Source organism: Streptomyces sp. NPDC040718 (assembly GCF_055593565.1).
Map to the genome: position 1 here is coordinate 448,731 of NZ_JBVIXO010000004.1, position 23,663 is coordinate 472,393.

Here is a 23,663-nt window from a genome sequence, read left to right on the forward strand (position 1 = left end):
GTGGGGATTGCGCACAACTCCGGTCGCACGACGGTCGCACACGGGTCACGAACGGTCGCACACGATCACACCCCTGCTCCCGCCTTTACCTGTTCATGGCCGCCCTGATCGACTCCTCGATGCCGGGGTGCGTGAACACGAACCCGGACTCCATCAGCCGGGCGGGGCGCGCCCGCTGACTGCCCAGCACGTCCTGCGCGAGTTCCCCGAGTACGAGGCGCAGGGCGGGGGCGGGGACGGCGAACAGGGCCGGGCGGTGCAGTACGCGGCCCATCGCGGCGGTGACCTCCCGGTTGGTCAGGGGCTGCGGGGCGGCGAGGTTGAAGGGGCCTTCGAGGGCGGGCGTCTCCATCAGGAACCGCAGGGCGGCGACCTCGTCGTGCAGGGAGATGAAAGACCAGTACTGGCGGCCGCTGCCGAGCCGCCCGCCGAGACCGGCCTTGAAGATCGGGAACATCCGCCCCCAGGCCCCGCCCCCGGCGGCTACCACCAGGCCGGTGCGGGCGAAGACGGTCCGGATCCCGGCCTCCCGGGCGGGGGCGGCGGCGGCCTCCCACTCGACGCAGACGGACGGCAGGAAACCCTGCCCGGCGGGGGCGGATTCGTCGACGGCCCTGTCCCCGGTGTCCCCGTAGTACCCGACGGCCGACCCGCACACGAGCACGGGCGGCGGGTCGTCGAGCGCCGCCATGGCCCGGGCCACGGCGGCGGTTCCCAGCACCCTGCTGTCGCGGATCTCCCGCTTGTACGCGTCCGTCCACCGGTGGTCCCCGACCCCGGCCCCGGCCAGGTGCACGACGGCGTCGCACCCCCGCAGCCCGTCGGGGTCCACGTACCCGCTGCGGGGATCCCACCGCGCCTCCCCGTCCCGGGCGGGGGCACGCCGCACGAAGCGGACCGTGTCGTGCCCGTCGGCGTGGAGGGAGCGGACGAGGGCCTTGCCGATGAGTCCGGAGGCTCCGGTGATGGCGATGCGCATGGGCCCAGGTTTGCATTTTCAACGCGCCGCTCGCGCGGCTCGCCCGCAGGCGGCCTCCCCGGCTTCGCGCCGCTGCGCCGGGCTCCGTCCGTCGGGTGCGGGGCGGGGCCGGTTCGGGCGGCGGGGGCCCGTGGGTCGCGTGCGGGTGGGTGGCCGCTGCGCGGGGCGAGGTCCCCTACCCGCCCTTCCACCGTTCCCAGGGGCGCCGCCCCTGACCCCGTTGCGCTCAAACGCCGCGCGGGCTGGATTCGCGCAGCGAATTCCAGCCCCGCCGGCGATTGAGGCGCGGGGGTGCGGGGGCGGAGCCCCTGCAAGGGGTCCGGACGCAGCCCGGGGAAGGGTGGAAGGGCGGGTAGGGGACGGCACCGCGCAGCGGTAGCCGCCCGCCCCGCGGGGTCAGCGGCCGAGCCAGCGCCCCACCGCGTACGTGACGCCCATCGCCAGGGCCCCGCCCACCACGTTGCGCAGGACCGCCCGCGGAACGGGGGCCCCGCCCAGCCGCGCGCTCACCACCCCGCACAGCGCCAGCGCCCCCAGCACCGCCACCACCGTCACCGGCACGCGCCACGACGCCCCCGGCAGGACCACCGCCAGCAGCGGCAGCAGCGCCCCCGCCGTGAAGGCGACCAGGCTGGCGAAGGCGGCGTGCCACGGGTTCGCCAGCTCGTCCGGCTCGATCCCCAGCTCCACCCGGGCGTGCGCCCGCAGCGCGTCGCGTTCCGTCAGCTGCTCGGCGGCCTCCCGGGCCAGCTCCCGGCTCAGGCCCCGCGCGGCAAGCAGCTCCGTCAGCTCGTCCAGCTCCGCTTCCGGCTCCTCCGCCAGCTCCTGCCGCTCCAGGTCCAGCGCCGCCCGTTCGGAGTCCCGCTGCGAGCTGACCGACACGTACTCGCCCGCCGCCATCGACAGCGAGCCCGCCAGCAGCCCGGCCACGCCCGCCGTGAGGATCGCGGTGCGCGAGGTGGTGGCACCGGCGACGCCGACGACCAGACCGGCGGTGGAGATGATCCCGTCATTGGCGCCGAGCACCCCTGCCCGCAGCCAGTTCAGCCGGGTGCTGATCGCCGCGCTCTGCGTATCCGTCACGCGACCACTGTCGCGGCCCGCGCCCGACAGGGCCACCCGGCGTGCGCGGCACGGGCCGCCGTACCAGGGTGGAGGGGTGAGACGCGGACGGGAGGAGCCGGGCTGGCTGCAGGGGGCGCCGCCGCCGCGCTGGGCCCGGATCGCGCCGGCGGTGGCCCTGGTCGCGCTCTGCCTCACCCAGTGGACCACCCGCACGGAGGAGCTGGGCTACTTCCTGGCGGCCCTGCCCGCCGTGGCCGCCTTCGCGTACGGGCCCGCCGGCACCGCCGTCTTCGGCGCGCTCGTGCTGCTGCTGCTCGGCATCCCCGAGCTCAGGGTGGGGCACGCCCGCGGCTCCGACCTGGCCACCGTGGCCACCGTCGGACTGCTCAGCGTGATCATCGCCTGGGTGCGGCGGCGCCGGGACACCCAGCTGGTCAGCGTGCGGACGGTCGCCGAGGCGGCCCAGCTGGCGGTGCTGCCGCCGGTGCCGGAGCGGGTGGGCCGGGTGCGCTGCGCCGGGCTGTACCGGGCCGCGCAGCGGGGCACGCTGGTCGGCGGCGACCTGTTCGACGTACGGGCCGGGCCGTACGGGGTGCGGGCGGTGGTCGGGGACGTACAGGGGCACGGGCTGGCCGCCGTCGGAACGGTGGCCTCGCTGCTCGGCGCGTTCCGCGAGGCGGTCCTGGACGACCGGGAGCTGGCTGCGGTCGCGGCCCGGTTGGACCGGCGGCTGGCGGCGGACGCGGCCGCGGACTCGGTGGCGCATCCGGAGCTGTTCGCGACGGCGCTGCTGCTGGAGTTCCCGCCCGGGCTGGACCTCGTACGGGTCGTGTCGTGCGGGCATCCGCCGGCGCTGCTGCTGCGGGAGTTCGCGGTCACGGAGGTGGCCGTGGAGCCGGGGCCCCCGCTGGGTCTGGGGCTGACCGGACCGGCCCTCCCGGCGGTGGCCGAACTGCCGCTGCTGCCGGGCGACCGGCTGCTCGCGCACACGGACGGGGTCACCGAGGCGCGCGACGCGGCCGGGCAGTTCTACCCGCTGGCCGTCCGGGTGCCGGTGCTGGCGAACGACCCGGCCGGTCTGGTCCCGGCGGTGTGGCGGGACCTCGCGGCCTTCACCGGCGGCGGCCCGCGCGACGACGTGGCGCTGCTGCTGCTGTCGCCCGAACAGCGGTTGTCCGGCGGTGCGGGGCTTCCCTAGTTTCAGGGGGCGTGCACGGTGCGTCCTCGTCCCGACACCCATGGGAGCCGCCATGTCCATGCCGATGCTGCTGATCAGGGGAACCTTCCGCGCGAAGGGCACCAAACCCGACGGGGACACCCTCTCCTTCACCCCGGACGACGTGGCCGACTGGAAACTCGTCCCGGGGCCCAGACCGGTGGTACCGGGGGCGTTCGGCAACGCCTCCATCCGCCTGGAGGGCGTCGACGCCCTGGAGACCCACTACGGCGACAGGAAATCGCCCTCCGGCGTGCAGCACCAGCCCCTGCCCCTCGCCCACGCGGCGGCGGATGCCCTGCTGAAGGCGGTCGGCTTCACCGACTTCCACCGGGCCGGGGAGGATGCCGGGGAGGACTCCGAGAAGATCATCAGCACCATCCCCGAGACGGTCCAGGGCTTCATCCTCACCCGTGGCGCCGACGTCTTCGGCCGGTGCGTGGCCCTGGTCGGCAAGGGCTTCCCGCCCGTGTTCAACGGCTACGAGGTCGAGGTCGACGAGGAGGCGCTGAAGAAGACGGTCAACTACCAGCTGGTCGCGGACGGCCTGGTCTACCCGACCCACTACAGCGGCTTCTCCGAGGTGCTGCGCGCCTCCCTGAACGCCGCTGCCGAGGCGGCGCGGGCCGCGGAGAAGGGCGTGTGGGAGAAGGACAGGACCCTCAAGGGAGCCGAGGTCGTCAACCTGTCCTCGCTCACCGCCAAGGAAGGGGCCGTGATCCTCCCGAAGCTCTTCCGCAGGCTGAAGGACTACCTGGACCTGGAGCCGGCGAACCCCTCCCTCGCCTGCTTCCGCGCCTACCTGGCGGGGGCCTGGGAGGACCGGTTCTACATCCCGGGCAAGCCCGGGGTGTTCAACGGCATGCACCACGTCGTCAAGGTCGACGGGCAGGTCGTGAGCATGACCCATCCGCCGACGGAGATCGTCTTCGTGGAGAAGTGAGCGGCGGCCGGCCGTTCCCCGGCCGGCCGCCGCCCCTGCCAGCCTCAGCCGCCGTTGGCCACGATGAAGGCCCGGACCATCCGGCAGGTGACGTTCGACGGGCGGCGGATCCCCACCCGCACCGCCATCGTGCGTATCTTGCGGTTGGTCGCGCGCTTGGCGTCGTACGTCCCCGTGTCGAGCAGGGAGATCGCCAGCCGCATCGCCTTCAGACGGCGGTTGTGGCTCTCGTACCACTCGCGGGGCAGGCCCGCCGGCAGCGGCTTCTTCTTGGGCATCGAAATGATCGCGGCAGCGGCCATCTACAGCCTCCCAAACGGTAGTTGGCTTCCTGTCGTTCTCCTTCGATTTTACCGGGGGGCACTGACAAAAGCCCTGGCCGGACAGAGTCTGACTACCCTTGCGGGCATGGAGATCTGGATCAATCCCGCCTGTTCGAAGTGCCGGAGCGCACTGACCCTGCTGGACGCGGAGGGCGCCGACTACACGGTGCGCCGCTACCTGGAGGACGTACCGTCCGAGGACGAGATCCGCGAGGTGCTGGGCCGCCTCGGGCTGGAGCCGTGGGACATCACGCGCACCTCCGACGCCCTCGCGAAGGAGACCGGCGTACGGGACCTGCCGCGCGAGGGGACCGACGAGGCGCGGGGCCGCTGGATCGCCCACCTCGCCGCCCACCCGAAGCTGATCCAGCGCCCGATCATCACCGCCGAGGACGGCACGGCCGTGGTCGCCCGCTCGGAGGAGGCCGTCCGCGACGCCCTCTCCCGCACGGGGACCGACCACGGATGACCGCCCGGAGACAAGCACCCCAGAACTGAACAAATGAGGCAAATTCTGCCTGTTCTGCAACCGGACGGTACGTTCTCCCATCAGGACTGGCAGGGAGACACCGCCGCTCGCCCGCTGGGCAGCCCCGACCGCACGGAGTGAAGTTCGTTGCAGCAGCAGTACCCGCAGACATCGCCGTACGGGCAGCAGCAGTCGTACGGGCAGCCGCCCATGGGCCACGGTCCCGGTCAGGGACAGGGGCCCGGCCAGGGCCCCGGCGCCCAGGAGCTGTGCGCGCACTGCGGGCAGCCGCCGTTCGGCCCGCGCCGGCCGAAGCGGTCCAAGGCCAAGCTCTGGATCGGGGCGACCGTGATCGCCGCGCTGCTCGCCGGCGGGGGCGGCTGGGCGTACTGGGGGACGGACTGGTTCGACGGCAACGGCGAAGAGGTCAGCTTCGCCAAGCCCAAGCCCCCCGCCCAGGGCGCGGCCTCCGGCGGTGCGGCCGCGACCGGCCCCGACCCGGACGTTTCGCTGCCGGCCGGCCCCGCCGCACAGTTCAAGCAGACGACCAAGCTCGACGACGGCACCCGAATATCGAAGACCCGCCTCAAGGGCGCCAAGTCCGGCTTCGAGGGCGACGTCTGGGTGTGGACGCCCAAGGAGTACGACGAACCGAAGTACGCCAACAGCGCCTTCCCCGTGATGATCGCCCTGCCCGGCGGCAACGGCTACCCCGACAACTACTGGGCGACCATGCCCAACATCGGCCTCCAGAAGGCGATAGCGGAGGCCTCCGCCAAGGGCACGGGCCTGCCCTTCATCCTGGTGATGCCGCTCCTCAACCCCGACAGCAAGAACTACTACGACGGCTCGGACATACCCGGGCAGCCGAAGATGGGCACCTGGATCGCCGAGGACGTCCCCGACCTGGCCAAGGCCAACTTCCGTACGTACAAGTCCCGCGACGGCTGGGCCATCATGGGCAACTCCTCCGGCGCCTTCGTGGGCCTCAAGCAGGTCATGCAGCACCCGGAGAAGTTCCGGGGCGTGATCGCGAACGGCGGCGAGACGGCCCCCGACTCCCCGCTGTGGAAGAGCAACAAGGCGGAGATGGACGCGAACGACCCCGCCAAGCTGGCCCAGAAGCTGATCCAGTCGAAGGGGCCGGAGGTCTACGTCAACTTCCAGTACGGGACGAAGGAGGGCGGCCGGGAGCGGCTGGAGAAGTTCCAGCGCGAGAACGGCAAGGGCCCCGTCAAGATCGACCTCTACGAGATCAAGGGCGGCGACCACAACGGCTGGGACTACGTCCGCGGGATGAAGGAACAGGGCCTGGAGGCCCTCAGCAAGGTCATGAAGGGCCCCAAGCCGAACGTCGGCTGAAGCCCGGCCGAGGTCCGGCCGAGGCCTTCAGGCCGGCGGGGCCAGGAGCCGGGCGATCTCCGCGGCCGCCGTCAGCGGCAGGGCGTGGTGCGAGACGCCGGGCAGTACGTCGACCCGCGCGCCCGGCAGCGCCCGGCGCGCGGCGTCCGCGGCCCGGCGCGGGTCGTGGCAGCGGGCCCGCCCCGCGAAGAGGACCTCCACCGGCAGCTCCCCGAGCCCGGCCAGGTCGGGGCGCGGGCCCGTGACCGGCCGCACGGTGGGGAAGGCGGCCGTCTCCTCCTGGAGCCGCGACCAGGCGGGGTCGAGGGGGACCCCGCCGGTCTCCCAGGCGAGGAACGAGCGGATCCGCGCCGGGGTGGGCCGCGCCAGCATCGGCAGTGCCCGCAGCACGTAGCCGGGGCGCAGCCCGGCGAAGACCTGGGTCGGGTCGAGCAGGACGAGCCGGTCGAGGCGCCCGGGCCGCCGCGCGGCGGTGTGGGCGGCGGCGTGGGCGGCCATCCAGGCCCCGTAGGAGTGCCCGGCCAGCGTCACGGGGCCGGCGGCGGGGCCGTCGAGGCCGTCGAGCAGCGCTTCGAACCAGGCGGTGAGGTCCTCGACGCGGCGCAGCGGCCGCCCGGGCGCCGGAACGCTGAGCCCGGGCTCGCCCACCAGGTCGACGGCGTGCACCCGCCGGTTCCGGCCCGGCCCGGCCGCGACACAGGCCCCCCACACGGTGGAGGTGGCCCCGCCGCCGGGCAGCAGCACCAGCGGCGGCGCCCCGACGGGACCGAAGCTGTTGACGCGGGTGACTCCGTAGGGGGTGGGCACGTCGACGACCTCGACGGGTCCGGGCCACTGGGCGAGGGCCTCGTCGTAGGCGGTGCGGAATGGGGTGCGGGACATGACCGGCTCCGATCCCTCGGTGAACGATAATCTCGCTCAACGAGAGATCCTAGGCTGGAGGCACGGTGGGCTACAAGGACGGCAAGGACGAGAACCTGGAGCTGGTGCACCTGCTGCGCGCGGTGACCGTCGAATTCGGCCTCCGTCAGGCGGAGTTCGCCGCCGCCAACGGCATGCACCCGACCGACGTACGGGCCCTGGTCTGCCTCCTGGACGCGGGCCGCGCCGCCGAGCCCGCCACGCCGGGCCTCCTGGGCGCCCGGCTCGGCCTCAACTCGGCCGGCACCACGGCGGTGGTCGACCGCCTGGAGCGCCTGGGCCACGTGGAACGGGTCCGCGATCCCGGCGACCGCCGCCGAGTCCTGCTGCGGGTCCGCCCCGAGGCGGTCACCCTGGGCCGGGAGTTCTTCGGCCCCATGCTGGACGGCGTCGCCCGGGCCCTGACCCCCCTCTCCCCCGCCGAGCGGGAGACGATCCGCGACTTCCTGACCGCGGCCCGGGAGGCGTTCACCCCCTGAGGGCACACTCGGCCCACACGGTCTTGCCGACGAGCCTGTCCGACACGCCCCACGCAGCGGCGACGGCCCCGACGAGCCGGAGCCGAAGCACGTGCGGGCAGCGCAGCGCGCCTTCGAGGACCTGATGGGCGAGGCCCTTTCCGCGCGGCGGGTCTCCCAGCGACGAGGCGAGGGGCCGGGGGCGGCTCCCCGCACGAGAGGTTGACCAGAGCGCCCTGCGGAGCACCCGGCGCCCCAGATCGCTACGCGCTCCTCCCTGCTCGGCGTCCGGCGGCCGTCCGGGGCTTGACAGCCCCGCCGGGAAGCGCGCGGGCGCGAGGGGGCCCGTCACGCCGTGGCGTAGTCCGCGAGGGCGGGGTCCAGCAGGGCGAAGGCGGTGGTCGCCTCCGTGGTGACGGTGGCGGAGATGCGGGCGCTGCCCTCGCCCGCCAGGGTGAGTTCCTGGATGCGGCGGAACAGGGTGCGGTGCACGGCGCCGAACAGGGCGGCGGCGAAGCGGAGGGTGGTGTCGTCGCGGGGGGTGCCGGTGGCCTCGGCCAGGGCGTCGGCCAGGGCGGCTTCGCGCAGGTCGTGCAGGTCGCGCAGGCGGGCGGAGAGGGTGGGGCTGTCGGCGATCATGCGGGCGAAGTCGGGGCCGGAGAACCCGGCGACCGGGTCCTGTGCCGCCGCCGCGTCGGCGAAGGCCCGGCGCAGTGCCGCGAGGGCCGATTCGCCGGGCCGGCGGCCGGCCACCACGTGGGCCAGGGAGGCGGTGAAGGCGTCCTGGTGGTCCAGGGCCAGGTCTTCCTTGCGCGGGAAGTAGTTGGTCACCGTCTTCTTGGCGACCCGGGCGGCGGCGGCGATCTCGGCGATGGAGGTCTGCTCGAAGCCCTGGGCGATGAACAGCCGGGTGGCGTGGTCGGAGATCAGCTGCCGGGTTTCCTGCTTCTTCGATTCCCGGAGGCCGATGGAGGGCGTGGCGTCTGTACTCATGGAGCAATCTTACCCTCGTTGTATTTTTATGTTGACACCCCGAGGGGTGCGGGGATAATTTTACGCCCGTCATAAGTTTCTGATTGGAGAAGCGTCTTGCGGGTCACCACCTCCACCGTCTCGCTCACCGTCGACGACGTCGCCGCGTCCCAGCGGTTCTTCACGGCCCACCTGGGCTACACGGTGCAGGCCGCCGCCGAGGGCTTCGCCTCCCTGGCGCGTCAGGACGCCGCGGTCGACGTCGTCCTCCTGGCCCGCGGCACCGAGGTCCTGCCGGCCGAGCAGCGTGACCAGTGCGCCTCCGGCCTGATCCTCGCCTTCACGGTCCCCGCCGGCATAGCCGACGAGGAAAAGCGCTTGCGGGCCGCCGGCGTGGAAATCACGATGCCGTTGCGCGAAGAGCCCTGGGGTGAACGGCTCTTCCAGGTCACCGACCCCAACGGCGTGATCGTCCAGTTCGTCGAATGGGCCGCCCCGGCCGACGCCTGAACCACCCCCGCCCTGTCCCCGCACGAAGGAGAGCCCCCACCCGGAACCCGCTTCCCCCTCGCCCGCGCACGTCACAATTCGCCCCCCACGACATCACCAAGCGGTACGACGACCACGTCGCGCTCGACCGGGTGAGCCTCACCGTCAAGCCCGGCGAGAAGGTCGGCGAGAAGGTCCGCGTCATCGGTGACAACGGCTCCGGGAAGTCCACCCCGCTCCGGCTCATGGCCGGACGGAAACGCTTCGACAGCGGCGAGCTGACCGTCGCGGCGCCCAGCGGCACCGGATACCTGGCCCAGACCCTGGACCTCTGGTGGTCGTCACCCACGACCGCCGCATGCGGTCGCGGTTCAACGGCTCGCGCCTGGAGCTGCGCGCCGGCCGCGAGGCGGTCAGCGGGTGAGGGCGGCGAGGTGCCGGTGGAGCAGCTCGTGGCCTTCGGGGGTGGGGTGCACGCCGTCGACGAGGAGGTCGGGCCTGTCGCGCAGGGGCTCCCACATGTCGGCGAAGTCGATGTGGTTCTCGGCGCACCAGGACCGCAGGGATTCGCGCAGGGCCAGCGCACGGGCCCGGGTGAAACGCAGGCCCTCGTAGTCGGCGGTGCGCTCTTCGTCCAGCCAGACGGGGCCCAGGACCACCAGGCGCGCGTTGTGTGCGCGGGCCGTGGCGGCCAGGGCGTCGAGGCCGTCCGTGATGTCCGCCAGTCCGTCGGCGTCCGGGGACGCGAGGGGTACCGCGGAGTCGTTGATCCCCGCGGCGAGCACGATCGTGTCGGGCAGCCGGGGGGCCAGCAACGCGGGCGTCTGCTCGCTGACGGCGGCCAGGGTGGTACCGGGGATGGCGAGGTTGAAGACCCGGTGCGCGTTCTCGTTCCCGGCTATGTGGGCGGCCGCCAGGCGGGCCGCCCATCCGCCCCGCGGATCGCAGCGGCCGTAGGCGATGCTGTCGCCCACGATCACGATGCGCGCCGCCGGCCGGAGCGGCTTGGCGTCCAGGTAGGCCCAGGCGCTCTCGCCGGAGGCGAGGGCCACCCGTCGTCGCGCGTAGTCGTCGACCTCGTAGTCGTCGGCTGCGGCCAGTTCCTCGTCGGTGAGGTGGAGGACGGCCCCTTCGACCACGCTGCCGAGCCCGCGCTCCAGGATCAGGTGTACGTCGAGGCCACTGGCCGCGATCACGTCCGGGTCGGTGATCTTCAGCGACCTGGTCGTGTACCCGGCCAGCGCCGCGGGACGACTGGGCACGACCTGGCCGAAGAGGGCCGTCTGGACCTTCGGGTCCATCAGCGTGCCGAACGAAAAGAGGACGTGGGGGCGCGAATCGCTCACGATGCGGCTTTCTTCAGAAATCGATCAGCTGTGTGGATCAAGGTACCCAGTCCGCACCCGCCTTCACGCCGCCCCCACCTCCCTCCCCACTAGGGTGACCCGAGGAGCAATACGGACGAAACAGGATTAAAGGACCGAGCTTTATGACCGGACAGCCCCAGGCAGCCGACACCCCCCGCCCCGCCGCCCCGCCCCGCCGGGGGGCCGACTGGATGTTCGGCGGGGTGTACGGGACCGTGCTGGCCAGCGGGCTGCTGGCCGCGCTGGACGAGCGGGGCGGGCAGTACACCCCGCTGGCCGACGCCGCCTGGATCCTCGTCACCGCCGCCGCCGGGGCCCTCGCGCACGGGTACGCGCACCACATGGCCGACCACCTGGCCGGCTCCGCCTCGCACCGGTGGCGGCTGCTGGCCCGGGCCCTGTGGAACGAGTGGCCGATGATCGCGGCCACCCTCCCCACGCTCCTCCTGCTCCTGCTCGCCGAGATCGCGGGCTGGGAGCCGTACGGGGTGACGGCGGTCGGGCTCGGCCTGAACACAGCGCTGCTGTTCGCCTGGGGGGCCTTCGTGGCGCTGCGGGTCGGCTACCGGATCACCTCGGCGCTGCTCGTCGGCCTGGCCGACGCCGCGATCGGGCTGGTGATCATCGTCGCCAACGCCCTCATCAAGTAGCCAGCTGCGCCTCCGCCTCCGCCAGGATCTCCGTCAGCCGGGCCCCGAACTCCGCCCCGCGCGGATCCGGCACCCCCGTCCGGGCGGCGTCGAGCAGGGCGTCCAGGGCGCGCCCGTAGGCGCCCGGCACGTCGCTCCAGTCCGGCAGCGCGAAGACGCCCTCGGACCCGCGCAGTTCCAGCCCCACCCCGGCGGCCGCGCGCGGCGCGCCCAGGCTGAGCACGGCGGTGCTGGCGGCCCCGGAGGCGTGCCGCAGGGCCAGCTGGACCACGTCGGACGGGCCCCTGGTGGCGGCGACGGCGGTGACCTCGCCCAGCACCGGGATCAGGACGGACAGGGCGTGCGGGCCGACGTCCCACAGGCCGCCCTTGTTCTTGCGCCAGGGCGAGTCGGCGTACGCGCTGGGCTCGCCGTCGGGCGGGAAGACAGCGCCGAGCCAGTAGGCGGAGGCGGTGAACCACCCGGAGCGCCCGGCCTGTTCGCGGACCCAGCCCGCCGTCGGCTCGGCGAACCGCAGCGTCAGGAAGACGACGGAGGCGACGCCGTGCGCCGCGGCGGCGCCGGCGACGGCGCGGGCGTCCTCCACGGTCGTGGCGACGGGCTTGTCGAGCAGCAGGTGGCATCCGGCGGCGGCCGCGCGCACGGCGAGCGGGGCCTGGACGTCGGGCGGCAGGGCGAAGGCCACGACGTCGCAGTCGGCGAACAGCGCGTCGGGGTCTTCGTAGACCTTCACCCCGTACGCGTCGGCGAGCTCGGCCGCGGGTTCGGGGCGCCGGCCCCAGACTCCGGCGAACTCGGAGCCGGCGTGCGCGGCGAGGGCGGGGGCGTGGGTGCGGCGGGCCCAGGGGCCGGTGCCGAGCAGGCCGACGCGGGGGCGGCCGCGGCGGGGGCCGTCGCCCAGGCCGTCGACGGAAGAGTTCAAATCGTACGAAATGCTCACCCGCTCAGTCTGCCGCACCCGGACGAATGTACGGCGACCGACTCGATCAAGCCACCCGACCTGCGGCGTAAACCCCGGTAACACAGGGTTCACACATGGGCAACGGATGAGAAATCGCCACGGGGCACGCTGCGGTCAACACCGCAGCGTTCCGCAGAGTCAGGATGGTCCCGTGAGCTACAAGGCCGAGTACATCTGGATCGACGGCACCGAGCCGACGGCGAAGCTCCGCTCCAAGACGAAGATCCTCGCGGAAGGTGCGGAGCTGCCGATCTGGGGCTTCGACGGTTCGAGCACGAACCAGGCCGAGGGCCACGCCTCGGACCGGGTCCTCCAGCCGGTCTTCTCCTGCCCGGACCCGATCCGCGGCGGGAACGACATCCTCGTCCTGTGCGAGGTCCTCAACATCGACATGACCCCGCACGAGTCGAACACCCGCGCGCTGCTGCGTCCGGTCGCGGAGAGGTTCGCCGGGCAGGAGGCCATCTTCGGCATCGAGCAGGAGTACACCTTCTTCGACGGCACCCGCCCGCTCGGCTTCCCGGTGGGCGGCTTCCCGGCGGCGCAGGGCGGCTACTACTGCGGTGTCGGCGCGGACGAGATCTTCGGCCGCGACATCGTCGAGAAGCACCTGGACCACTGCCTCGCCGCCGGCCTGGAGATCTCCGGCATCAACGCCGAGGTCATGCCCGGCCAGTGGGAGTTCCAGGTCGGCCCGCTGGGCCCGCTGGAGGTCTCCGACCAGCTGTGGATCGCGCGCTGGCTGCTGTACCGCACGGCCGAGGACTTCAACGTGTCGGCGACGCTGAACCCGAAGCCGGTCAAGGGCGACTGGAACGGCGCGGGCGCGCACACCAACTTCTCCACGAAGGCGATGCGCGAGGACTACCGCGCGATCATCTCGGCGTGCGAGGCGCTGGGCGAGGGCAGCAAGCCGCTGGACCACGTCAAGAACTACGGCGCGGGCATCGACGAGCGCCTGACGGGTCTGCACGAGACGGCCCCGTGGAACGAGTTCAGCTACGGCGTCTCGGACCGCGGCGCGTCGGTCCGCATCCCGTGGCAGGTCGAGAAGGACGGCAAGGGCTACATCGAGGACCGCCGTCCGAACGCGAACGTGGACCCGTACGTGGTGACCCGCCTGATCACGGACACCTGCTGCACGGGCCTGGAGAAGGACGGCCTGGTCTGACCGGCCCCCGATCGAACGGCGGCGCCCGCCCTCCCCTCCCGGAGGCGGGCGCCGCCGCCGTTGTCAGTGGCGCCTGCCACCGTGTCCTCATGAACACCGAGCACACCGAGCGCACCGACGACGCGATCCGGCCGGTCAGGGTCCACACCGAGCCGGGCCGCCACCACGACCTCTCCGGCCCCGGGAGCCGCGGGCCGCTGTCCGCCCTCGTGGCGGGCATGGGCGGGGACGGCGACCGGTTCCTCGTCGTGAACCGGGTCCCGGACGACCCCGACGTGTACGTGCAGGTCTGGCACGAGACCGGCGGTGACTACCAGTTGGAGCACCGCGCGGGAGCGCCCGACCGACACTTCCAGGCGTTCGTGGACACCGCGGAGGAGGTGGTGGAGGTGATGCTCCGCTGGGCGGCCCGGGAGAAGGACTGGGACCGCGGGCCGGCCTGGGAGCGGCTGGACTTCCCGGTCGAGGAGGTGGCCCCGCTGGACCCGGAGGTGGAGGAGGAGCTGACCGAGGCCGTGCGGGGCTGGCTGCGCTGCGGGTACGACGACCGGGCGGTGCTGACGGAGAACGCCGAGGAGTACCTGGTGTCCGGCGACGAGCGGCCGGTGTCCCGGGCGCAGGCGGCGGACCTGGTGGACCGGCTGTGGCGGGAGCGGGTCGCGGAGCAGGCGGGCTGGGTGGGCGAGACCGACCCGGAGCGGCTGGCCCGGGCGTTCGGGGCGCTCGACACGAGCGGGATCACCGCGCGGGAGAACTTCACCTGCTGCCGCAGCTGCGGCCTCGGTGAGATCCACGCCGACGGCGAGGAGGACGCCCGCGGCTTCGTCTTCTTCCACTCCCAGTGCACGGAGGGGGCCGCCGACGGCGGGGACCTCTGGCTGCTCTACGGGGGTTTCGAGTCCGGCGAGGAGCTGACGGCCTCCGTGGGACGGGAGGTGGTCGCGGCGCTGGACGGCGTGGGGCTGTCGTGGACGTGGGACGGATCGGCCCACGATGCGATACGCGTGACCGGACTGGACTGGCGGAAGCGGCTTTCCGGCTGACGGTATGTCGGGATTGTGGCGGCCTGACGAAGACTTGACGACGGAATATGAGATTCCGATCCAGCAAGTGAGACGCGGCCTGCCCGGGCCCCCTTGTTTCTGCTTCAATGGCGCTCATGGCCAGCCATTCGTACTTCCCGACAGGTCGCAGCGACCTGGAGCCGTTCTGGCCGTCCCGTCAGGATCACGACTTCGACCGGGTGTGTTGCCGCGCCGAGAACGCGCCGGCCCTCTAAAGCCTCCGGGACCCTCTCACCAGACCCGCCCGGGGCCTTCGGTCTGCGCGGTACGCAACGACTACGTGCACTCGCACATGCACACGTACGTCTTCTGCCGATCACTCCGCGTGAAAGAGCTGACCACTCATGACGAACACCCGTTCCTTCGCCTCCGCTGCGACCTCCGCTCCCCTGCCCTTCCCGCCCGGTCCGCGCCACCGGCTGCGCGCCGTGGACCGGGACGAGGTGGCCCGGGTGGTGGACCTGCTCCCACCGGGCGCCACCTGGCTGCCCGCGCCCCAGCACGCCGTTCCCACCCTGCCGGGCCAGCCGCCGATGGTCGGCTACCTGGTCCTCGTACCGGCCGACCAGCAGCAGATCGCCTTCACCCCGCAGTCCGTTCCCGTGGCCGTCGCCGGGCCGGCCCCGCACACCCAGCCTGCGTCCGAAGCGTCGACGACCACTGGAGACGCGCTCGTGCGGATCGACTCCGCGCAGCGCACGGCCGAGGTCGACGGCGAACAGCTGGACCTGACCTACCTGGAGTTCGAGCTGCTCGCCCACCTGGTGGCCCACCCGCACCGGGTGCACAGCCGGGACCAGCTGGTGACCACGGTGTGGGGCTACGGGCACGTCGGCGACGGCCGGACCGTCGACGTCCACATCGCCCGGCTGCGCCGCAAGCTGGGCGCGGCGCACCGCGGCGCGATCCAGACCGTGCGCCGCGTGGGGTACAAGTACACGCCCTGACGCCTGACATGACGGTGGGCCCGTACGCGTTCGCACGCGTACGGGCCCACCGGCGTTCAAGCCCCCGTCACGCGGCGGCGCCGGCCCCGCGACGGCGCGCGGCGAAGCCGACGGCCAGGTCGATCACGAGGAAGGCCACCAGGCTGATCCCCAGCAGCGGGACGAACCAGCCGACGACCGCCGTCGCGCAGGCGAACGGCAGCAGCACGGTCACCGGCAGCCTGCGCCAGGCGCCGCGCGGCTGGGCGCGGCCGACCGAGCGGCGGTTCTCCTTGGTGGGGCGGCGCATCCACCACATCCGGTAGCCCCACACGACGAGGAACATGACGGCGACGGCGAGGGCGGCCAGCGCGATCTGGTTGGCGATGCCGAAGGTCAGGCCCATGTGGAGGTCGATGCCGAAGCGCGTCAGCTGGGCGAGCAGCGGGTGGTCCGCGAAGCGCAGCGTGTCCATGACGCGGCCGTCGGCGGGGTCGACCGCGACGGAGTCCAGGTTCACCGGGAGCGTCTTGTCGTTCTCCTTGACGACGTAGCCCTTGCCCTTGGCGGGCAGGGTCACGCGCAGGTTCTCGGTGGCCCCGGCGGCCCGGGCGGCGTCCACCGCCCGGTCGATGCCGATGTCGGTGACGGGCGCCGGCGGGGGCATCTCCATGCCGTCGGTCATGACGTGCCCGGCGTGCTCGTCGCCGCCGTCGGCGGCCGCGCCCGCGCCGGGCTTCAGCTTGGCGGCGACGGAGGGGGTGGCTCCGCCGAGCCGGTCCTGGAGCCGTCCGATGTTCTCGCCGGCGTAGTTCGACCAGGTCAGGCCGGTCGCGGAGAGGCCGACGAGCCCGGCGGCGGCCCACAGGCCGACGGTGCCGTGCCAGGACAGGGTCTTGCGGCGGCCGGTGGCCCCGCGGTCGGGCAGGACGAGGTCGGCCTTGCGGGCGCGGCGGCGGCCGACCCACAGGGCGAGGCCGCCGAGGGCGACCACCCAGAGCCAGCTGGCGGCGAGTTCGCTGTAGTTGCGGCCGAACTCCCCGAGCTGGAGGCTCGCGTGGAACTCGCTCAGCCAGGCCCGCAGCGGCAGCGCGTCACCGGAGGTGGTCAGCTGCCCGCGCACGTCGGTGGTGTAGGGGTCGACGAAGACGGTGAGGGTCTCGCCCTCTCCGAGACCCGGCTTCTCCATGATGACCCGGGTGGTCGCGTCCGCTTCGGGCGCGGGCCACACGCCGAGCACCTTGCCCTCGGGGGCGGCGGCCTGGGCGGCCTTCACCTGGGTGCTGAGCGGCACGGTGCGCTCGCCGACGCTGTCGACGGTCAGCTCGTGGGAGTAGAGGATGCGCTCCGCCTGCCAGGAGCCGGCGTACAGCAGTCCGGTGGCGGCGGCGAGGAAGAGGAACGGGGCTATCAGCAGTCCCGCGTAGAAGTGCATGCGCAGGAGCAGCGGCCGCAGTGCGGCCCAGCCGCCGCCGGTGCGGCGGGCGGGCCCGGCCGGGGCTTCGGCGGTTCGGGCCGTATCGGCCGCTTCGGCGTCCCGCGCGGGGCCGTCCTGAAGTTCGTCAAGGGACATGTCGGTCCTAGGGTTCGGCGAAACAGGGGGACCGGCCCCGGGTTTCGCTCCGCCCAACGCCCGGGAGCGCGCCGGTCAGGCGCGCGCGGGGTGCGGAACGGGTGCCGCCGGTGCCGCTCCGGCCGGTGCGTGCGCGCGCGAAGGGGCGCACCGGCGGCCCGCGTCGACGCGGTGCGCGTACGCGGGGGCCGCCGGCCGGGCAGGGCTCTGGCGACACGGCCTCGGGGCCGTGCTGTGGGTATCTCTCCACCCGGGCGGGCCGCGGCGGACGGCGGTGTGGGCGTGTACGGCTCCGCGCAGCCGGCGCGGGGGTTCGTACGCGGGGCGGTGCGCGGGCGGGGCCGGTTCGGGGGCCGGCCGGGTGCGCAGCAGCGCGAGTACGCGGGCGAGCGGCCGGGCGGCGAGCAGCGCGGTGGCGCCGAGCGCTCCGGCGAGCCGGAAGACGGCGGCCTCTCCCCGGGCGAGCCAGGCGGCGCAGAAGAGCCCGGCGAGGACGTGCGCGGCGATCATCCCGAGACCGCCGTGCCCGGCCATGCCGGCCATGCCGCCGACCATGTCCGCCATGCCGCCGGCCATGTCGCCCATGCCCGCCATGCCGTCCGCTGCCGCGGCGGCGGTGTCCGTGGGGGCGTCCATCCGCATGCCGGGGACGTGGTGGTGTCCGGGCATCGGTTCGGGCGCGTAGCCCGGCGCGGGGGCGGCGTGCCCGTGCCCCGAGGCCTGGCCGGCGGAGAAGGCGAGGTGCAGGACCCCTTGGACGGCGAGCAGTGCGGAGGTGATCCCGACCGGCCCGCAGCGCCGTCCGGCGGCGGCCCAGGCGAGGGCGCCCGTCACGGCGAAGGCGGCCAGGAGATTACCGGGAGGGACATTCATCCCGGACATGTACGAATGCCCCATCGCACCCAATGCCACGCACACGGCCGCGAACATCGCGGCCCGCGTACCGCGCATCGGCGCACGGAGTGGGGATTCAGTCATGTTCCGGTCATGGTCTCACGGGGCCCGCCGCCACCCGCAAGAGGGCCGTAACCGATCATGGACCGGTGAATCCATCGCCATGGTCATGGTCATTGCCGCTGGGAGCGGCGTACGCGGGCGGCGTCCAGCTGGGCGCCCACGCCCTCGAACGGCTGGATCCGGCCGAGCGGGAGCGGGTGCTGCGCGGCTGCTCGACGAACGTCGACAATCTCGGCGCCGGCCACTGGGAGACCCTGCTGAGCAGCGCCTTCGTGGTCGAGGAACCCATGCCGCTGCCGTACGCCCTGCTGCTGGTCGCGGTCCTGGGCTACGCGGAGTACGCGTACGGGGCGTGGTGGACGGCCGCCGTCTTCCTCTTCGGGCACGCGACGGCGACCCTCCTCGTCTACGGGGCCCTGCGCCGCACCGCCGACCGGCAGACCCGCCGGGCCCTGGACGTCGGCACGAGCTACGGGTTCAACGCCGTCCTCGGCGCCCTGACCTCGGCACTGCCGCGCGGTGCGGTGCGCAACGCGGCGCGGGCGGGCCTGCTGGCCGTCGCCGCGCAGCCGGTGCTGCGGCGGGGCCGGACCTTCACCGACGCCGGCCACCTCGTGGCACTGGGCGTGGGGATAGGGCTGTCGGTCGCCGTCGATTGTCTTTCCGGATCAAACCGTCGGAAAATCGCACATACCTGACAGTGTCAACGAACACCCCCGGGCACACCACCCACGTCCTCACCGTGCCCGGACACGTCACGCACGAACGAGCCTCACCGCTGGAGCCGCCACGATGACCGCCACCCCTTCCACCACCGTCGCCAACCTCCGCGACCTCGGTGGCACCCCGCTCACCGGCGGCCGCACCGTCCGCCCCGGCCTGGTCCTGCGCGCGGGCGCCCTCGACCGGCTCGACGTCGACGCCGACCCGGCCGTGGCGGCACTGGGGCTGCGGACCGTCATAGACCTGCGCAGCGACGCCGAGCGGGCCGACCACCCCGACCGGATACCCGACGGGGTCCGGCTGCTGGTGCGCGACGTGCTGGCCGACAAGATGAGCGACCACCGCATGCCGGCCGCCACCCAGCTCAAGGACCTCCTCGGCGACCCGGCCGTGGCCGAGGAACACCTCGGCGGCGGCAAGGCCCAGGCCCTGTTCGGCTCCGTGTACCGCTCCTTCGTCAGCACCGGTTCCGCGCACGCCGCGTACCGCACGCTGCTCACCGAGGCCGCCGACCCCGACGCGGGCACGCTGCTCTTCCACTGCACCGCCGGCAAGGACCGCACGGGCTGGGGCGCGACCCTCGTCCTCTCGCTGCTCGGCGCCGACGACGACACCCTGATGGCCGAGTACCTGTCGGTGAACCCGGCGGTCAAGCAGGCCTTCGCCCCGATGATCGAGGGCTTCACCGCCGCGGGCGGGGACCCGGACATCGCCCTGGCGCTGATCGGGGTGTTCCCCTCCTACCTGGAGGCGGGCCTCGACGAGGTCCGCGTCCGCTACGGCTCGATGGAGAAGTACGTGCACGAGGGCCTCGGCGTCTCCGAGGAGACGGTGGCGGCACTGCGCGCGAAGCTCATCGCCTGAGCGGTACGGACGAGGCGCACCGGACGAAACCCCGGCAACCCGGCGCGTACACCTTGAAACCCGGAATTCGCCCGAACGGGTGCGCGAAGGCGGGTGACCATCCGACGATTCGCTCGTTCTGCTGAACGTGACTGCGCCGGATACCACCACCCGCCCCCTGCCCCCCGACGTCGAGCAGGCCGAGGCCGCCATCGTCGAGCACTACCCGCGGCTGGTGCGGCTGGCCTACCTGGTGCTGCCGCCCGCCCTCGGCCGCAACCGGCGGGTGCTCACCGCCCACTCCCTGACCCAGCGGGCACTGCCGCGCGGGCGGCGGGGCGCCGACCCGGCGGCCGTGCAGGGCGGGGTCCCGGCGCAGCGCGGCGGGCTGGGCGGGCCCGAGTCCGGGTACGCGTACGTCCGGCTGCGCGTGCTGCGCTCCGCCCTGGAGGCGGGGATCCCGCTGACCTTCAAGGCGCTGCCGCTGCGCGGGCAGCTGCCCGCGCTGCTGCCGCAGGTCTGGGGGCTGCGGCTGTTCCCGCGCGCGGGCGGGGCCGAGGAGCTGGCGCTGGACCAGTGGCTGGCCACCCTGAACGGCCCGGGCCGCGCCGCCTGCGTCCTGCGGGCACTGGAGGGGCTGGACGGGCCGGAGGTGCTCCGGGTGCTCGCGGAGGCCGGGGTCGCCGACCCGGCGGCGGCCGTCGCGGAGTCCGGGGACCCGGCGCACGACGGCCTGTTCGCCTCCCCCGAGTTCGACCCGTGCGTGCTCCAGGCCCGGCCCACCGACCTGCTGCGGCGGCGCCGGCTCGCGCGGGCCGGGCTGGCCGCGGCGGCCGCGCTCGCGGTGTGCGGGGCGCTGCTGGCGCTGCCGGGCGGGGGTTGGGGCTCGGACGGGCCCGCCGCTCCGCTGTACGCGCGCAACGCGGCGGCCGAGCAGGCCCTGGACCCGGCGCAGTTGCTGCGGGTGGCGCCCACGGTGTGGCGTACGTCCTCCCGTACGGACTACTCCGCCTGGCCGGCGCGCGGGGACCGCGCCCAGGACGCGGAGCTGCTGCGCCGGGCGCTCGCGGTGTGGGCCCGGCCCGGCACGGAGGTGGTGGTCTCGGCGACCCCGGGCACCCCGTCGGGGCCGCCGATGGGCCCGCCGCAGCTGCTCTTCGCCGGCACGGTCGACCAGGCCGTGGTGGTGCTGCTGCACGACGGGCTGCGCGTGGTCCGGTACGCCGAGCCGCGCAACGGCACGGCGGGCGCCGCCCTCGACTTCGCCCGGACCGACGGGGCGACGGCCGACACGGCGACGGCGCTGGTGCTGAGCCGGGTCGACGGCAACGTCCGCTACCTGACGGCCCCCTGGGTGACCGGGGCCGCGCTGCGCGACCTGCTCAAGCCCGGCGAGCAGCCCGCCGCGCTGAAGCTCACTCCGGACGGGGTCACCCCGCCGGTGCTGGGCCCCGCCCCGAACGGCGACTGCACCAGCTGGAGCGCACTGTCCCTGACCGGAGACGGCGCCACCCGGCTGGTGACCGACCTGGGCGAGCTGACCCCGGCCCGGCTGACCTCGGGCGCGCCGGGCGCCGCGCGGGACGTGACGGAGGCCGCGGAGCTCGGCGAGTGGTCGAAGACGGCGTGCCTGCTGCCGTCGGTGCGCTCGCACGGGGTGCGCACCGTCAACGCCTGGACGTACGCCAGGCAGCCGCTGCCCGAGGGCGACGGGACGGCCACCTGGCTGTGCAGCCGGGCCGAGACCTGGCGGGGCACGGCGGACCGGGTCCAGGCCCAGTTCCTGGCCCCGGGCGCGCCGCTGGCCGCCCAGGCGGCGAAGGCGGAGGGCTCCCCGGCGTGCGGGCCTCGGGAGCCGCGCGTGCTGGCCGGGGTGCTGTGGAAGTCCCGGGCGGGGCAGTGGTACGTACTGGCGGCGGGCAGCGCGCAGTTCGCCTCGCTGTCGGCGTCGGGCGCGGGGGTGAGCGGGAGCGCGAACGGCAACCGGCTGGCGGTGAAGGCCCCCGAGGGGGCGCAGGTGGACCTGTCGGGGAAGCTGACGGACGGCAGCAAGGCCGGTGCGCTCCGCTAGGTTTGCCGGGTCGGGGTGGCGCGGGTTGCGTGTCGGCTGACGGCCGGTGGGGCTGATCGCGCGGTTCCCCGCGCCCCTGGGGTGGTGTCCGTCTCGTGTCGGCGGCCGGCCCGGCTGTGGCCCCTGGCAGGGATTCGGTGGTGCCGGGGGGTTTTCCTGGCGGGTACCCGTCAGTACATTGACGCCATGTCTAATAGGCCGCCCGCCCCCGCCCCCGTGGCGTCGGAACACATAGACCTCGAACCCCGCAACGTGTCCTTCTCCTGGGAGGACACGCCGCTGCACTGGCTGCCCGGCGAGCCCTTCGCCGGGCACACCATCAACGTGCTGCACCTGCTGCTGCCCGCCGGTGAGCGCTGGTTCGTGCACGTGTACAAGCAGGCCCTCCCGCACATCACCGACGAGCGGCTGCGGGCGGACGTCATCGGCTTCATCGGGCAGGAGGCGATGCACGCCGCCGCGCACGACGACGTGCTCCCCCACCTCAAGCGCCTCGGCCTGGACCCGACCCCCTACACCGCCCAGGTGGACTGGCTGTTCGAGAAGATGCTCGGCGACCGGACCCTGCCCCCGGGCCGCGCCCGCAAGTGGTGGCTCATGGAGCGGGTCGCGATGATCGCCGCGATCGAGCACTACACCGCCTTCCTCGGCGACTGGGTGCTCAACGCGAAGGAACTGGACCGGCGCGGCGCCGACCCGATGATGCTGGACCTCCTGCGCTGGCACGGCGCGGAGGAGGTCGAGCACCGGTCGGTGGCCTTCGACCTCTTCATGCACCTGGACGGCAGCTACCGCCGCCGGGTGCGGACCTGGGCCAGCGCCTTCGCCGCCCTGCTCTTCCTCTGGCAGCGCGGCGTCCGCTTCTTCGTGGAGAACGACCCCCAGCGGCCCGGTGCCAAGGCCTCCTACGGGCAGTTCCTGCGGGCCGGCCGCAAGGGCGTCCTCCCCTCGGCCGGGGCGATGGCGCGGTCCATACCGACCTACCTCTCCCGCACCTACCACCCCTCGCAGGAGGGCTCCACCGCTCAGGCGGTCGCCTACCTGGCCTCCTCCCCCGGCGCCAACGGCGGGGTGCGGCCGTGAGGCGGGCCCTGGCCGTCACGGCGGTGGCGGGGGCCGCCGTACTGACCCGGCGGGCACTGCTCAAGCGGATCGGCCGCTCCCCCCTGTGGCCGCTGCCCGCGCTGGCCGAGCCGGTGTCGGGGTACTCCCCGCGCCGGACCCTGCACGCCCGGATCGCCTCCCGCACCGAGCCGGCCGAGGGGGTGCTGCGCCTGGTGCTGGAGTCCGACGAGCTGCCGGCCTGGACCCCGGGCGCGCACGTGGACCTGACGCTGCCCTCGGGCCTGGTGCGCCAGTACTCGCTGTGCGGGGACCCGGCCGAGACGGGACGCTGGACGATCGCGGTCCGGCTCGTCGCCGACGGCCGCGGCGGCTCCCGCGAGGCGCACGAACTCCTGGTGGAGGGCGCCGAGCTGCGACTGCGTCCGCCGCGCAACCGGTTCGGGCTGGAGCCCGCGGCCTCGTACGCCTTCGTGGCGGGCGGCATCGGCATCACCCCGATCCTGCCGATGCTCCGCGCGGCGACCGCGGCCGGCGCCGACTGGACCCTGCTGTACGGGGGCCGCTCGCGCGCCTCGATGCCGTTCCTCCCCGAACTCGCCGCCTACGGAGACCGGGTGACGGTCGCCGCCGAGGACGAGACGGGCCTGCCCGACCTGGCCCCGCTGTCCGGGATCCGGCCGGGCACCCTGGTCTACTGCTGCGGCCCCGAGCCGCTGATGCGGGCGGTCACCGAGGCCGTCCCGGACCCGGACGCGGTCCGGCTGGAGCGCTTCGCCGCGGCGGCCCCCGCCGAGGCGAAGCCCTTCACGGTGGAACTCGCCCGCACGGGCGGGGCGGTGGAGGTCGCCGCCGACGAGTCCGCGCTGACGGCGGTGCGCCGGGTGCTGCCCGACACCCCGTACTCCTGCGGGCAGGGCTTCTGCGGGACCTGCCGGCACCGGGTGCTCGCGGGCCGGGTGGACCACCGCGACGAGCTCCTCACGGACGGGGAGCGCGCCGACTCGATGCTGCTGTGCGTCTCCCGCGCGGACTCGGACCGGCTGGTACTGGACCTGTAGCGGCGGTCCTTCACCCGTACGGCCCACCCCCGGCCGG

General features: G+C 73.9%; 24 protein-coding genes and 1 pseudogene. 16 read left to right on the forward strand and 9 right to left on the reverse strand.

Annotation, left to right across the window (positions count from 1 at the left end; translation table 11 throughout):
• Nucleotides 1-85: 85 nt before the first annotated feature.
• Nucleotides 86-979 carry a TIGR01777 family oxidoreductase gene (locus ACZ597_RS13615; protein ID WP_471328642.1) on the reverse strand — a complete coding sequence of 298 codons (894 nt, stop codon included), beginning with the start codon at nt 977-979 and terminating at the stop codon, nt 86-88.
• 396 nt (nt 980-1,375) lie between these two features.
• Entirely contained in the window at nt 1,376-2,062 is a 687-nt protein-coding gene (locus tag ACZ597_RS13620) for a VIT1/CCC1 transporter family protein (protein WP_471328644.1), read from the reverse strand.
• Between the two features lie 106 nt (nt 2,063-2,168).
• Between ACZ597_RS13620 and ACZ597_RS13625 the strand changes: the two genes are divergently transcribed.
• Complete coding sequence (locus ACZ597_RS13625; RefSeq protein ID WP_471328900.1) at nt 2,169-3,242, forward strand: PP2C family protein-serine/threonine phosphatase; 1,074 nt, start codon at nt 2,169-2,171, stop codon at nt 3,240-3,242.
• Nucleotides 3,243-3,294: 52 nt separating this feature from the next.
• Nucleotides 3,295-4,203: a nuclease gene (locus tag ACZ597_RS13630; RefSeq protein ID WP_471328646.1), complete on the forward strand. Its 909-nt coding sequence runs from the start codon at nt 3,295-3,297 to the stop codon at nt 4,201-4,203.
• Nucleotides 4,204-4,247: 44 nt separating this feature from the next.
• On the opposite strand, the gene ACZ597_RS13635 is transcribed toward ACZ597_RS13630, so the two are convergent.
• Nucleotides 4,248-4,505, reverse strand: coding sequence for a hypothetical protein (locus ACZ597_RS13635; RefSeq protein WP_471328648.1), 258 nt, complete (start codon nt 4,503-4,505; stop codon nt 4,248-4,250).
• 106 nt (nt 4,506-4,611) lie between these two features.
• Here ACZ597_RS13635 and ACZ597_RS13640 point away from each other — a divergent pair, with 106 nt between their 5' ends.
• Both ACZ597_RS13640 and ACZ597_RS13645 read left to right on the forward strand, forming a co-directional pair.
• On the forward strand, nt 4,612-4,995 hold the full coding sequence (locus ACZ597_RS13640) for an ArsC/Spx/MgsR family protein (protein WP_471328650.1): 384 nt from the start codon (nt 4,612-4,614) through the stop codon (nt 4,993-4,995).
• Nucleotides 4,996-5,142: 147 nt separating this feature from the next.
• On the forward strand, nt 5,143-6,357 hold the full coding sequence (locus tag ACZ597_RS13645; protein ID WP_471328652.1) for an alpha/beta hydrolase: 1,215 nt from the start codon (nt 5,143-5,145) through the stop codon (nt 6,355-6,357).
• Nucleotides 6,358-6,384: 27 nt separating this feature from the next.
• Here ACZ597_RS13645 and ACZ597_RS13650 read toward each other — a convergent pair whose 3' ends face one another.
• A complete protein-coding gene (locus ACZ597_RS13650; RefSeq protein WP_471328654.1) occupies nt 6,385-7,239 on the reverse strand; it encodes an alpha/beta fold hydrolase in 855 nt (284 codons plus the stop codon).
• A 65-nt stretch (nt 7,240-7,304) separates the two neighbouring features.
• Here ACZ597_RS13650 and ACZ597_RS13655 point away from each other — a divergent pair, with 65 nt between their 5' ends.
• The gene (locus tag ACZ597_RS13655; protein ID WP_471328656.1) at nt 7,305-7,757 is read left to right on the forward strand and encodes a MarR family winged helix-turn-helix transcriptional regulator; all 453 of its coding nucleotides are present in this window, start codon (nt 7,305-7,307) and stop codon (nt 7,755-7,757) included.
• 327 nt (nt 7,758-8,084) lie between these two features.
• On the opposite strand, the gene ACZ597_RS13660 is transcribed toward ACZ597_RS13655, so the two are convergent.
• Entirely contained in the window at nt 8,085-8,729 is a 645-nt protein-coding gene (locus ACZ597_RS13660; protein WP_471328658.1) for a TetR/AcrR family transcriptional regulator, read from the reverse strand.
• Between the two features lie 96 nt (nt 8,730-8,825).
• On the opposite strand from ACZ597_RS13660, the gene ACZ597_RS13665 reads away from it, so the two are divergent.
• Nucleotides 8,826-9,218 carry a VOC family protein gene (locus tag ACZ597_RS13665; protein WP_471328660.1) on the forward strand — a complete coding sequence of 131 codons (393 nt, stop codon included), beginning with the start codon at nt 8,826-8,828 and terminating at the stop codon, nt 9,216-9,218.
• A 92-nt stretch (nt 9,219-9,310) separates the two neighbouring features.
• Nucleotides 9,311-9,529: pseudogene (locus ACZ597_RS13670) on the forward strand (ATP-binding cassette domain-containing protein); the annotation flags it as partial.
• Nucleotides 9,530-9,610: 81 nt separating this feature from the next.
• Here the strand turns inward: ACZ597_RS13670 and ACZ597_RS13675 are convergent.
• Complete coding sequence (locus tag ACZ597_RS13675) at nt 9,611-10,543, reverse strand: GDSL-type esterase/lipase family protein (protein WP_471328662.1); 933 nt, start codon at nt 10,541-10,543, stop codon at nt 9,611-9,613.
• A 143-nt stretch (nt 10,544-10,686) separates the two neighbouring features.
• Between ACZ597_RS13675 and ACZ597_RS13680 the strand changes: the two genes are divergently transcribed.
• A complete protein-coding gene (locus ACZ597_RS13680) occupies nt 10,687-11,214 on the forward strand; it encodes a hypothetical protein (protein ID WP_471328664.1) in 528 nt (175 codons plus the stop codon).
• Here the strand turns inward: ACZ597_RS13680 and ACZ597_RS13685 are convergent.
• A complete protein-coding gene (locus ACZ597_RS13685) occupies nt 11,207-12,115 on the reverse strand; it encodes a Gfo/Idh/MocA family protein (protein ID WP_471328902.1) in 909 nt (302 codons plus the stop codon). The genes ACZ597_RS13680 and ACZ597_RS13685 overlap by 8 nt on opposite strands.
• 211 nt (nt 12,116-12,326) lie before the next feature.
• On the opposite strand from ACZ597_RS13685, the gene glnII reads away from it, so the two are divergent.
• The 3 genes from glnII (at nt 12,327) to ACZ597_RS13700 (ending at nt 15,357) form a co-directional block, all read left to right on the forward strand.
• Complete coding sequence (gene glnII, locus ACZ597_RS13690; RefSeq protein ID WP_471328666.1) at nt 12,327-13,346, forward strand: glutamine synthetase; 1,020 nt, start codon at nt 12,327-12,329, stop codon at nt 13,344-13,346.
• Between the two features lie 89 nt (nt 13,347-13,435).
• Nucleotides 13,436-14,389, forward strand: a complete 954-nt coding sequence (locus ACZ597_RS13695) for a DUF6891 domain-containing protein (RefSeq protein WP_471328668.1) — start codon at nt 13,436-13,438, stop codon at nt 14,387-14,389.
• Between the two features lie 365 nt (nt 14,390-14,754).
• The gene (locus tag ACZ597_RS13700; protein ID WP_471328670.1) at nt 14,755-15,357 is read left to right on the forward strand and encodes a winged helix-turn-helix domain-containing protein; all 603 of its coding nucleotides are present in this window, start codon (nt 14,755-14,757) and stop codon (nt 15,355-15,357) included.
• A gap of 67 nt (nt 15,358-15,424) precedes the next feature.
• On the opposite strand, the gene ACZ597_RS13705 is transcribed toward ACZ597_RS13700, so the two are convergent.
• Both ACZ597_RS13705 and ACZ597_RS13710 read right to left on the reverse strand, forming a co-directional pair.
• Nucleotides 15,425-16,909 (reverse strand): PepSY-associated TM helix domain-containing protein, encoded by a 1,485-nt coding sequence (locus ACZ597_RS13705; RefSeq protein ID WP_471328672.1) that lies wholly within the window; start codon nt 16,907-16,909, stop codon nt 15,425-15,427.
• Between the two features lie 75 nt (nt 16,910-16,984).
• The gene (locus tag ACZ597_RS13710; protein ID WP_471328674.1) at nt 16,985-17,887 is read right to left on the reverse strand and encodes a hypothetical protein; all 903 of its coding nucleotides are present in this window, start codon (nt 17,885-17,887) and stop codon (nt 16,985-16,987) included.
• Nucleotides 17,888-17,979: 92 nt separating this feature from the next.
• Here ACZ597_RS13710 and ACZ597_RS13715 point away from each other — a divergent pair, with 92 nt between their 5' ends.
• The 5 genes from ACZ597_RS13715 to ACZ597_RS13735 all read left to right on the forward strand — a co-directional run bounded on the left by ACZ597_RS13715 (nt 17,980) and on the right by ACZ597_RS13735 (nt 23,626).
• Nucleotides 17,980-18,564: a rhomboid-like protein gene (locus ACZ597_RS13715; protein ID WP_471328676.1), complete on the forward strand. Its 585-nt coding sequence runs from the start codon at nt 17,980-17,982 to the stop codon at nt 18,562-18,564.
• Nucleotides 18,565-18,658: 94 nt separating this feature from the next.
• Nucleotides 18,659-19,453 (forward strand): tyrosine-protein phosphatase, encoded by a 795-nt coding sequence (locus ACZ597_RS13720; RefSeq protein ID WP_471328677.1) that lies wholly within the window; start codon nt 18,659-18,661, stop codon nt 19,451-19,453.
• Between the two features lie 127 nt (nt 19,454-19,580).
• Entirely contained in the window at nt 19,581-21,503 is a 1,923-nt protein-coding gene (locus ACZ597_RS13725; protein ID WP_471328680.1) for a hypothetical protein, read from the forward strand.
• 186 nt (nt 21,504-21,689) lie between these two features.
• A complete protein-coding gene (locus tag ACZ597_RS13730) occupies nt 21,690-22,586 on the forward strand; it encodes a metal-dependent hydrolase (protein WP_471328681.1) in 897 nt (298 codons plus the stop codon).
• On the forward strand, nt 22,583-23,626 hold the full coding sequence (locus ACZ597_RS13735) for a PDR/VanB family oxidoreductase (RefSeq protein WP_471328683.1): 1,044 nt from the start codon (nt 22,583-22,585) through the stop codon (nt 23,624-23,626). Before ACZ597_RS13730 ends, ACZ597_RS13735 begins: the two co-directional genes overlap by 4 nt.
• The last annotated feature ends 37 nt before the right edge of the window (nt 23,627-23,663 follow it).

Coding starts and splice junctions, on each gene's coding strand:
- ACZ597_RS13695 (WP_471328668.1), top strand. CDS start 13,436: ATGAACACCGAGCACACCGAGCGCACCGACGACGCGATCCGGCCGGTC.
- ACZ597_RS13650 (WP_471328654.1), bottom strand. CDS start 7,239: ATGTCCCGCACCCCATTCCGCACCGCCTACGACGAGGCCCTCGCCCAG.
- ACZ597_RS13680 (WP_471328664.1), top strand. CDS start 10,687: ATGACCGGACAGCCCCAGGCAGCCGACACCCCCCGCCCCGCCGCCCCG.
- ACZ597_RS13635 (WP_471328648.1), bottom strand. CDS start 4,505: ATGGCCGCTGCCGCGATCATTTCGATGCCCAAGAAGAAGCCGCTGCCG.
- ACZ597_RS13710 (WP_471328674.1), bottom strand. CDS start 17,887: ATGACTGAATCCCCACTCCGTGCGCCGATGCGCGGTACGCGGGCCGCG.
- ACZ597_RS13615 (WP_471328642.1), bottom strand. CDS start 979: ATGCGCATCGCCATCACCGGAGCCTCCGGACTCATCGGCAAGGCCCTC.
- ACZ597_RS13730 (WP_471328681.1), top strand. CDS start 21,690: ATGTCTAATAGGCCGCCCGCCCCCGCCCCCGTGGCGTCGGAACACATA.
- ACZ597_RS13720 (WP_471328677.1), top strand. CDS start 18,659: ATGACCGCCACCCCTTCCACCACCGTCGCCAACCTCCGCGACCTCGGT.
- ACZ597_RS13640 (WP_471328650.1), top strand. CDS start 4,612: ATGGAGATCTGGATCAATCCCGCCTGTTCGAAGTGCCGGAGCGCACTG.
- ACZ597_RS13705 (WP_471328672.1), bottom strand. CDS start 16,909: ATGTCCCTTGACGAACTTCAGGACGGCCCCGCGCGGGACGCCGAAGCG.
- ACZ597_RS13630 (WP_471328646.1), top strand. CDS start 3,295: ATGTCCATGCCGATGCTGCTGATCAGGGGAACCTTCCGCGCGAAGGGC.
- ACZ597_RS13700 (WP_471328670.1), top strand. CDS start 14,755: ATGACGAACACCCGTTCCTTCGCCTCCGCTGCGACCTCCGCTCCCCTG.
- ACZ597_RS13660 (WP_471328658.1), bottom strand. CDS start 8,729: ATGAGTACAGACGCCACGCCCTCCATCGGCCTCCGGGAATCGAAGAAG.